This is a genomic window from Pseudoalteromonas sp. bablab_jr010 (assembly GCF_016464105.1).
GTDB lineage: Bacteria > Pseudomonadota > Gammaproteobacteria > Enterobacterales > Alteromonadaceae > Pseudoalteromonas > Pseudoalteromonas simplex.
The window spans coordinates 34,965-45,720 of sequence record NZ_JACDWV010000047.1; the positions used below are offsets into that span (position 1 = coordinate 34,965).

Genomic DNA, 10,756 nt, shown 5'->3' on the forward strand with positions numbered 1-10,756 from the left:
ATATCCATAATCTCCTCCAATGCATTTGACCGAAAACGCAGAACTAAAAATAAGTAGATCTGTATAGCGGTCGCATCGAATGAGATTTCGATTCCTATACAGAAGAGTATCCCGTATAGGAATTGGTTAGGTATTTGTGAAAGAATCACTTCAACCGTCTTAATACCAAGAAGGTATTAACGCTGAGATTTAACTTCAACAGCTAGAAGCCACTTTAAATACCAATAGGCATAATTATGCATAGTGCAAAAATCAAAGACCTATAAGGTAAAGTGGATTGAGAAATCATTATTGGAAATTTGTATTCCGATAATGACTCAGAAGAGTGGTTGTGACGTTGATAGTCTGTGTTGATTGATTAACCCTAAAGGCTGAACCTTTAGGGTTATAATCAATATAATTGCTTATAAATTTTTAGTCAACAATACAAAAGATTAAATTTCCAAGAAATAAGTCAAACAACATTTGATTAATCGTTAGTGTAGTAAATCTCTTCGATAAACTCGCTTGGAAAACAAACATCATTAATATCTGATGTTATTGGCGGGCTATATTCGTAATCTTTTTTGAATAGTGCCAATTCACCCACATCCTTTAAATCATCAATATCAGCCTTATTTAAGTAGCTATGAATAAATAACCGTTGCTCAGCGCGTGTCATCCCAACAAACAGCAAACGTCTTTCCTCATCGATTGGTGACTGCATATTTGGCATTATTTCATGGATAACATCAAAAATAGCCACATTAGTCCACTCTAGGCCTTTAGAGCCATGGTATGTGGTTAAAGTTACTACTGATTTATCAATTTCAGATTTGCTGTTTTGCTCTTTAATTTTATCTGAGTAAAGCTTAATTCTTTCGAACCAAGAGCCTGTTTTGGTCTTGAGCCCTTCAAGAAGTAATGTTTCAACAGCGCATTTATTCAGCTTGTCGCCTTTTGAGCGGCGCTCTATGATGAAATCAATCAACAAATCAATTCTGGTGTTTATCTCTTTAGAATCATGAGTATTTTCAAATAAATAATAATTTGAATAGAACATTTCAAAAGCCGTTCCATTAATTGATTGACCATAATTATTTAGATATGACTCAATATCAGAATTACTCTTGATACTTTCAGAAATTAAAGGAATTAGGTTCTCATCCTCTTTTAAGTACCCTAAAACTTCTGACAAATGGTAGTGTACAAACTTATTTAAAAGATAAGAACACAGTTTAATTACAAAATCACCAGCGCTTGTTTTAAAAATACTTGTTTGATTGTTTCTTGAATACGCTACTTCATGTTCTATCAGAAACTCTTCTATTGAGTCCAATGCAACATTAGTTCTGCTTAGGATCGCCCACTCACCATCATATTTACTGTAGTTCTTCAAAAATGTTAACAGCATACTTTTTTTAAATTTATGTATGTATGTTTTAACAGTGCCACCAATTTCCTTCCCCGAAACCATACCTTTGGGAATTCTATCTTTATTAAATTCTATTAGATTTTTACTGGCATCTATTATTTCAGGTCTACATCTAAAACACTTTGCAAGCATATGAATATTGGGTTTAAATTCATCTTTAAACTTAAGCATTGTTTCATAACTTCTAGCGCCTCTCCATGAGTAGATACTTTGATCATCATCTCCAACAGGTGTTAGATTAATCCCTCCGCGCCCCTGCAGGGCAATCCACTCATATTGTAGTAAATCTGTGTCTTGAAACTCATCAATCATTAGGTCTGTACAATTTAATAGCGGTATTTCCCCACTTAAAGTTCCTTCTACCGCGCGCCTGGTTGCGTCATCTAAGTCATAAAGGTGGTTCTTTATCTTTAACTCTTGATAACATTCTTTAACTAGCTTAACAGCGTCTTTATCAAACCCTTTTTTTTCATCTAATGGCTGATCATTCAAAATGCTCGTAATGTCATTGAATGTTACTTTTAACTCCGGTAGTAGGTGCTCATTTTCGATGTAATTCTTCAACCTCTCAATAAAGTTGAAGTATGTTGCTCCAATTAGTAGCTTACCTTGCATGAGTTTCTTTGTTTGGTTAAGAAACTGCCTGTGAAATGTAGTTACAGAAACTCTATTTATTGATGATTGTGGAAGAGCTATTTCCAACCTTTCTTGCATTTCGTTGACGGCCGCATTTGTAAATGTAACGAGAATAACCTTCCTGTCATATGATTTTTTTAGTACGTTTTTTACTTTTTCAATTAATGTTTTTGTTTTACCACTACCTGCTGTAGCAAGAATCAAAGAGTGATTATTAACATCGTTAGCTGCTGATTCTTGCTCTAATGTCATCGTCAATGTTAGCTCTCCAACGTTCTTTTGATTCGTAATGATTCAGCTATGTAATTATTTGCCTCTAGATTGTCAGCCAAATCTAATAGCTCTGCTTTTTCTTCCTTTGTAAATGAGCTCAAATTGGAATTTGTACCTAGAGACAAGATATTTTCCGCTTTTAATAATGCATCATTGCTCATTTCTGTATTATCAAGAACTTGCCTTAATCCAACCTCTTGTGACTCGGTCCTAGTGACTTCACCACCAGCTACAGGATGTAGGCCAGAAGGGTTTCTCTCTTCAATTGAATTTTCTCTATTGCTAACCATCGCTGCTTCACCAGCGTTTGTTTCATTAAAACTTAGGTTCTCAGAACTAGAGTTGTTCACAACTGAACTTTCATCTGAGTTAGATTGTTCAAAAGACTCACCTTTCTGAGAAGAATTAGAAGCAATTAACTGTGATTGAGTCTGCACATTATCACCGCTTGTGTCAGGTTTTAGACTAGGCTCAGCAACAATAGAACCACCACTTGCCGATGCCTTAAGGCTTTCTGATTGGTCTGTACTCGCAGGGCTGCTTTGCAACCCTGGACTAGTGGTACTGCCAGTAGAACCAACCTCACTATTTAATGTGCCGCCATTACTTACTGAAGCCTGAAGGTTTTCTGATTGTGTGCCCACTAAAGAACGACCTGAATCTGTAGTATTCGGATAAGAATCATCTTTTGTGCCAGAATATTGGTAGGTATCAATACGATCCCTTGAATCATTGCCTGCAATCGATGACTCTTTAGATAGAACATTCCCGCTTTCATCTTTACCAGTACTGTTAACCCCACTATTTACCTCACTTGGCTTGATAGGGGTTTCTTCTATTTCTTCACCACGGTTATTATCAACTGATAAGCTTTTTGGTGTTACGCTCAGTGCATTCTGTTGTGTGACAGAGCTCTTATCATAATCACTTTCATTTACAGACTGTTGCGGCACTGAGGATTCGCTTGAATTAAGGCTGTTTACAGGTGGATTTGCTTCTTTAGTACCGGCATCACTATAATTCGGTGTGAAGGCAGTTGTGATCGCTTCACTTAATGTTCTTTGTGCTTCTGGAGCTGTACTTAGTAAGTTGTTTATTGTAAGTAGATCTCTCATGTCATCATGAGAAAGATTTCTTGGAGTATCGCTTGTGCCATAAAGGGCGTTCGCGGCAAACTCCTTCGCTTTACTAGAAACACCTTCTGAGTGAATTGCGTTATTAATTACTTGGCTTTCATGCTCCTTAGATGCACTTGATTCATACCCATTTTTAGTTTGCTCATCTGAAGTAATAGAAGCAATTGTATTTGTTAGTGTTTCTGCCTCGCTATCTTTACCTGCAATTAAAAGTGCATCCCTCACCTTATTCAGATCTTCCATTGCTTTAGGGGTGATGTTAGTAAAGTCAGGAATACTAAATTCTCGACTAGAAACTTGTGCTGATTTAAAATTATCTAAATTTCGATCATTAAGTTCCTTAAAGCTAACTCCTGATGTATCACCAGTTGCATTAAAGTTTGCTAACGCATATTTAGCTATCTCTTTGGCATCTTGGTCATAATTTCCTTTGGTAATACCCTCAACAAGACCTTGGCCACTAGGTTTCGATCTGTTTTCAGTTCGATCTAAATTTTCTCTCTCATTTAATCCAGCAAACCCAGCCATTGAGCTAGCTTGAGAGTCGTAGTTTACTGATTCCAAACTACCTTTTTGACTTGGCTCATCTTTATACCTTGATGGGTTGTACTGAGGTTCTAAACCTAACTGTGGGGATAACTCATTTAGCGCTTCTAAATGACGAGCGTATTTAGCATCATTAATACCTAAGAAACTATCATCTCCTTTCGTGGCTGCAATTACGTCCTCAATTTGACCGTCATCAAGGTTTGCCAATGCTGAGTATGCCGCAATTAACTCACTACTCTTCAGGGCATTATTAATTGATTCATTCTCTCTCATCTCCTGTACAGCTGAGATATTTTCTTGAGCATTTCTGTAAGGGTTATTAGGTAGCGTTGAAGCAAGAAGAGCTGAGTTTGAATTTAAACTTTCATTGAAGGCAGCTAGAGACTCAGGGCGCATTGCTGTTTGAACAGCCCCAGCATACATTAGTGTTTCATTTGGAGATAAGCGTTCACCATTAATAATCGAACCTTCACCATTTGCTGCGCTAGTTAGTAAGTTTCTAATAGCTTCTGGTGTATTGTTTGATAAAACACCAAAACCCATTTCAATTAGATTCGAATTAATACCTTCACCATTACCAGACTTCTTAAACTCATCCGTAACAGCCTCACCCACTGAAGAGGTGAATAGTGAGCCAATAGAACTAACTACACCGCCAGATAATTCATTAGATTCTGAGCCTAATACTTTTAATGATCCAAATGCATGCGCTAAATTATTTGCATTTTTATCTTTTGACTCAGAAACAACATCCTCACCCTTAGCTTTAACAGCACCTGTACCAGGTGCACCTCTACTACTAACCTCGTTTTGAGATTGCTCTTTGTGTTCAGCAAATGCTTGTGCATTACGCTCATTATTGAACATGTTTGTTGGATCAGTCTTTATGCCACTATTTACATCATTACTTAAAGTGTTGGTGTCTATGCCAGTATTATCTTCAGGTTTTGGAATATGTGAATTATCACTCGGTTTATATCCATTCAATTGGTCACTAAGTGAAATCAGGCTCGGCGCTTGTAATGTTTCACCTAATTCTCTCATTAAGCCTGCAGAAGCTCCTCTTTCGGTATTAGCTTGTTTAAGTGCTGTAACTCCAGTTGAAAGAGGAAGTTGGTTACCATTATGATCTGTAGACAGCACTTCTGTATTTCCAGACATTCTTGCGATTGCATCAGTAACCGTATTGGCCAAAGCAATATTATTTTTTTGGCTTTCTGGTAATCTCGCGTTATCACCTTTATTTACCTGCTCTTTGTGGTAGTCGAACCTATCTCCCAACTCAGAAATTAAAGCACTTCTCTTGTCACCAGATAAACTATTTAAGCCTTCATCACCAATCAAACTACCTAAAAGAACATGCTGCTGCTCATCTGAAAGTGTTGAAACAATTGAGCCGATTGATGCTTTATTTGCTCCTGTTGTTGAGTTTTGAACCTCACCCGCATTCATTTGCGTCATTACTTTTGAAGCGGAGCTAGCTGTATTCCCCTCAGCTTCAAGGGCTTGAGCTTGAAGCATATTTGTATGAGCATTTGTAACAGCTTCCTGTCGGGAAACCGCCTCTTTACTTGCAACTGAGTTATCACTGCTCGATGATTGAGCCATTTTTACTGCATTCCCCCAGTTAGCTTTTATCGATTCAGAAACTTGTGCACGTTCGTCCTCTGACAATCTTTCTGAGGCGCCTACTTGCTTTTGTGATGCTGCTTTTGCTGTGATCGCTGCTTTCGCATCAGCACCTAAACCAAACCCTGCTATTGATGGAGCCCCCTTTGCTACCATGCTTGCCGAGCCCTGTAGTACGTGATCATATGCATCAGATAAACTCATGTTATTTTCAGTTGCATATGCTGCGGTTTGTGCCGCTAAGAAAGCTTCGTCCTCTGATAATTGTGAAGTATCCACACTCTCAAACGACTCTCCTTGTTTATAGCCTTTGATTGAATCTAAAGTAGCAGATTTACTATCAGTGGCAGTTTTTTGTAATGTTTGGCTAGCGGCTTCAGTATTTGCCAATTGAGTATTTCTAGAGCCAATCGCTGACAACTCAGCTGATGACTGTTTAAGGTAACCCGAGGCTGGCCCTGCGCCACCCGGATTAATACTTACATCATTTCGTTGTCCACCATTCAGTTGAGCTTGGCTCCATTGGCCATATGAGGAATGAACATCACTGGCTTGCATAGTAGTATCACCTTGACTTGCTTTACCTCCATTTGCAGATGTTGTGACATCAGGTGACAATTTCTTTGAATCAATATTTGTATCAGGAGACGTCTTATTAGATACACCCATCATGGTGTGAACACCCCTATGCAGTATATATAAAGTGAGCATAGGAACTGCAGCAGCCAAACTACTTGCCACTGCAATAAATGATTCGATTGTTGACATGCTATGCCCCCACATACCAAATGTGATTGCACTTACACCACCGCCACCAGCTGACACTGATGTAAATCGACCTTGAATAGCAAGTAAAGTAAAAAGGTTAACCGCACTCATGGTTACCGGCCACAAGTTAACCCACACAGTTACCCCAAAGAACATAGCAGCTGATTTCATAGCTTCAGCACCCATTACAAGCATGATTGCAATAACTGGGATCAAGAAAAACACAAAGGCCTCAATGAAGGTTGCAAAACCAATTGATAGCTCCAAAGCTAGGTTTCTATCAGCGGCCATTTGGTAATGTCGCTGAGACTTTGTTTCAATTAAAGTAAGTTCAGAGCGGAGACCTTGCATATCCCCACTTTTTGCAGCAGCTTCAGCAAAAACATTTGATAAATAACGTCCCGTCGCTAAATGGTAGGCATTCATTGTCGCGCTTAATGCAGAAATCGATTCCGCACCGGCTTCAACATCTTGTGGTTTTACATTTTCTTTCTGCAAAAACCTGTCAGTCATCTCTCTGAAACTTGAGCTATCAAAGTAACTTTTGAGCTTCAAGTATGCGTTTGGGCATGTTAATAGCTCCATGGCAGGAGTGTCGATTTGAATATAAGTGCTTCTTGATGGTGTATTAATTCTTATAGACTCAAGAAAGTTTTCCATTGGGGCATTTTTTATTTTGTCAGCATTTAGCTCAGCGTCATTGCCACCAACTTGAAGATCCCAAATTACACAGTCTTGAAGGTAGTTCATTGTAGATGTTTTGATTCTGTACCTTTGGGCATTAACGCCTGAATCTAGTTCTTCAGAGCCCATATATCCAAATTTATCAAGCGCCACTAGCGCTCTCATAGGATCGAGAAATTGACCAGCCTGATAACCATCCGGTGAGGAGAATGAATCTTCATAATCTCGTGAAAGCCCATACATTCCTGAGGTCATCATTGCAATAACAGCTGCTATGCCAGGTGCATCGTTCACATAATACACATCTCCTGTTCTTACCGACTCAATAACAACATCTACTTTAGAAAATGGGCCACATAAGACCATGAACATACAAAGCCCAATAAACCAAGATAGTACTGGGTTAGAGTTTGGGTTGATCCAACTTTTTACTACAAGAGTCATCAGTGAAAGTAGAGCTGTAGCACCAATCAAAATATGCAAAGATGAAAAGCCAAAATCAAACATTCTTCGAAGGCCCATTAGAACCTCATACATGAACGCTGTTTCACCGATTGAGTAAATTGTAAAATCCATAAAAAAAGCCAGAATATTGAGTCTGGCTTAATCTTAAAATTGAAAAAAATTTTAAAAGCGTGATTTTCAACTGAATTTCAGTATTTTTTGATTAAAATACCTTTTTCTCAAAATAAACGCTTATATCCCCAATTTTATGGTCTTTGTAGTAGCTAATATTTACCGAGTTCCCCATCATGCTGACAGATACGGGAAAGGCGGGCTCTTCTGTAGACATTAAACCTAGAAAACCATTCTGATTAACAACGTAGTCTCCATGTGAATTTTTTACCGGGTTAAAGTCACCGTCGAGTAATGCAGTCTGCCCCTTTCTAAAAGCAAACAACTCACTTAGTGTTACATCAAAAGCAAACGTATCGGGCAAACAATCAATTGTTTCTTTTGGCAGTATATTGACTGCTCGATTGCTTATTGAACCATCAGTCACGGATACTTGTTCCAAAGATCTTAGCCACAACTTACGGTAGTCTGTTCGATTAAAGATATTAAACTCTGACCCTGGTAAAAATGACAAAACATCTATTGGAATTAAATTTACTTTTGCCGAACTATGCTTGTTATGAATAAAGTTTACATCTAGGACAGCTCGATAGAATTTTACACCTGAAACCTCTATCACAAGAAAAAAGTAAGGCTTGCCTCTCGATAAATCATCTACGCGATTAATATAGCTGTTTCGTACTCCATAGTAGTTTTTCGGACCCCAAAACCAATCATTGAACTCAATACCATCGTAGTCCCCTTCACTAATTAATTCATCAAAACTAAGGTGCATTGTAACTTGCTTAACATCTGCAAACGGATATTGACTGAAAGGTGATGCCTCAATGTTCCCCATATATTCTTCAGATAAATTGGACGTCTGCCCATTTAATACATTTTTGAAGTTCTCTATGCTTTCTCTGTATGCATCCCACATATTTGAATAAGGCAATAAGTCACTATTATAGTCTTTTACTCTCGCTCTAGACTTTTGCAATTCGGATAGTAGTAAGTTTTTAGTAAAATCAATTTCTAAAACTTTTGGAGATAACCCAGTCAAGAGCTGGAGTGTTAGCATCGATACACCTACATTAAATTCTGGCCAGTGTGCAGTTTTTCCAATCGATGGAAATTGAGGGTTTACATCTAATAGGTTTGAATCAAGCTGTGCACACTTTTCATTTCGAATATTTAATCCATTTGAGATACTTGTGCGAGAGTAACTACGGGCTGCAACTAAAGCGCGGATGTTCATTACTTCTGAGAGCTTAAGGCCACCATAAATCATTTGACCCTCACTAATTTGAGGTTCTTTGATTTTATAGTCTGATATTGTCACTAGGTTAGATAATTTGCTTTGGATTTCAGCAAAGAACTTATATTCAAACACCTTTTCTTTGAGTCTTTTTTTCATTGATGATTGTTTTGTTTCGACGCCATTAAACAGAAATACTTCGTCATAAATCCTAATAGTATTCTTATTAGCCATTAACTCAGGACCTTCAGCTAACTCAAAAGTAGCCGTTGCATTAAGGGTACTTTGCTCTTGCTTAATGTTTAGCTCTTTAAGTTTTGCCCTTATATTCGGCAATAATTGATTGCCGCTTATAACATTCGTGTTGAGGTTTACTTTTGCTTGCTCCACAGCTTTTTTGTGAAGTAAATACTCTATTACTTGTGCGTCGTACTCAGTGGTATTATCGAGCGTTAAATTGACACTAACCTTTTCTGCACCATAAGCACTCCCGATCGTATGGAATACAATCGATATAAAAACCCCATTTGCTAGCGCTTTCAATAAATTCATTAAAACGACCTCCAATAACTAAAACTGTATTAATCATTTCATAAATTTCATTTCGTGCAGCGGTTAAAAACAAAACTAAATATCAATTATTTACAATAGGTTATAAAAAACCTCATTGTGTTTTTTATATTTTCACAAACCTGCATTCAATAATTTATACTTTTCAGCTTGAAGGAAGATTTATGAAATTTGTATTTTTACTAGTCATTTTAGTATTGAGCCATAGCGCTCATGCGGCTGATACTGTCAGAGTTATCAAGTTTAAAACTATCGGCCTCACGGTTAATGAGTACAACATTGCAGATTTAATATATAAAGAAGCAGCTCAAAAGCTAGGCGCTTATTTCATTGTTAACAATTCTCAAGCGGGTGTATCAAGCTACAGCGAGAAGGCCAACATCTTACGACCTATTTCTGTAAGTATTGTTGACTATACAATCGAAGATAGTGAAGTGATTGCGACCATACGCTACGATCATGCAGCCTTAGAAGTTGTAACGGAGAACTACAAGTTATACATGAGGAACAAGAAAAATTCCGAAGAAATAGTTAACGCGGAGATAACTGAATTTTGTCAAAAATTCTCATCTAACTATTTAGAAATCAAGAACACTCTTTCTAGCTCAGAATTCAACTATTCAACAGCCCCTTCAAAGGATGATGAGCTCCTTAAACTATCAAAAAAGTCTGACTCTATAAGTCAGTTATTGATTAATGAATGTAATTTATAAGAAATCTTTTAATACTTCACTTTAACACCTATTTCCAAAAGGGCGGCTTTATGCCAATAGCTAACCTTCAAGCGTAACTCGTTTCTGTCGGATAGACGACACCTGTTACCAAGTGTCGCCCTCCTAAGAACCGTACGTGCAACTTTCACTGCATACGGCTCAAGCCTTCACGAAGGCACCTAATTGATACCCAGCAACTTATAGAGCAGCGAGATTAGGCTCATTCCAAGAGTTGCGGCATTGTCTCTTTGCTTTTCTCTTTGCCAAGTATTCTTGGTATAAAGGATCAAAAGGCGTAGCTTCACTCCTGATTTTCACATGTCTCTCTATTGGCACCTTAGCTATTTGAAATAGAGTAAACTGACAATCCATATTCATGCTCTTCTGCCAACCGTGAAATTGCCATTGGCCTCGACGGTTGATAAAGTACTTCATGGCGATCCAAGTTTTTGATTTTGTTGGATGACGCCTTTTAGCCCAATGCCATAACGCTAGAAATAGTTTGTGGCTCACATATCCGAATACTTGTTTGGCAACGCAATGGCGATAGTAATTCGACCAACCCCTGAGT

5 protein-coding genes are annotated in these 10,756 nt (G+C 37.9%); 1 reads left to right on the top strand and 4 read right to left on the bottom strand.

From position 1 onward, the window contains the following. Positions 1 to 469: 469 nt before the first annotated feature. The 3 genes from JIG37_RS02580 to JIG37_RS02590 all read right to left on the bottom strand — a co-directional run bounded on the left by JIG37_RS02580 (position 470) and on the right by JIG37_RS02590 (position 9,454). A complete protein-coding gene (locus tag JIG37_RS02580) occupies positions 470 to 2,302 on the bottom strand; it encodes an ATP-dependent helicase (protein WP_199528640.1) in 1,833 nt (610 codons plus the stop codon). Between the two features lie 8 nt (positions 2,303 to 2,310). Beyond that, entirely contained in the window at positions 2,311 to 7,665 is a 5,355-nt protein-coding gene (locus JIG37_RS02585; protein ID WP_199528641.1) for a conjugal transfer protein TraG N-terminal domain-containing protein, read from the bottom strand. A gap of 91 nt (positions 7,666 to 7,756) precedes the next feature. Continuing rightward, positions 7,757 to 9,454 carry a hypothetical protein gene (locus tag JIG37_RS02590; protein WP_199528642.1) on the bottom strand — a complete coding sequence of 566 codons (1,698 nt, stop codon included), beginning with the start codon at positions 9,452 to 9,454 and terminating at the stop codon, positions 7,757 to 7,759. 182 nt (positions 9,455 to 9,636) lie between these two features. Here JIG37_RS02590 and JIG37_RS02595 point away from each other — a divergent pair, with 182 nt between their 5' ends. Further along, positions 9,637 to 10,185, top strand: coding sequence for a hypothetical protein (locus JIG37_RS02595; protein ID WP_138599705.1), 549 nt, complete (start codon positions 9,637 to 9,639; stop codon positions 10,183 to 10,185). Between the two features lie 198 nt (positions 10,186 to 10,383). On the opposite strand, the gene JIG37_RS02600 is transcribed toward JIG37_RS02595, so the two are convergent. Further along, a partial coding sequence (locus tag JIG37_RS02600; RefSeq protein WP_280517203.1) for a group II intron maturase-specific domain-containing protein occupies positions 10,384 to 10,756 on the bottom strand: 373 nt, incomplete at its 5' end.

What these genes read in the sequence shown, in the direction of transcription:
- JIG37_RS02590 (WP_199528642.1), bottom strand. Translation starts at nt 9,454, where the DNA reads ATGAATTTATTGAAAGCGCTAGCAAATGGGGTTTTTATATCGATTGTA.
- JIG37_RS02585 (WP_199528641.1), bottom strand. Translation starts at nt 7,665, where the DNA reads ATGGATTTTACAATTTACTCAATCGGTGAAACAGCGTTCATGTATGAG.
- JIG37_RS02595 (WP_138599705.1), top strand. Translation starts at nt 9,637, where the DNA reads ATGAAATTTGTATTTTTACTAGTCATTTTAGTATTGAGCCATAGCGCT.
- JIG37_RS02580 (WP_199528640.1), bottom strand. Translation starts at nt 2,302, where the DNA reads ATGACATTAGAGCAAGAATCAGCAGCTAACGATGTTAATAATCACTCT.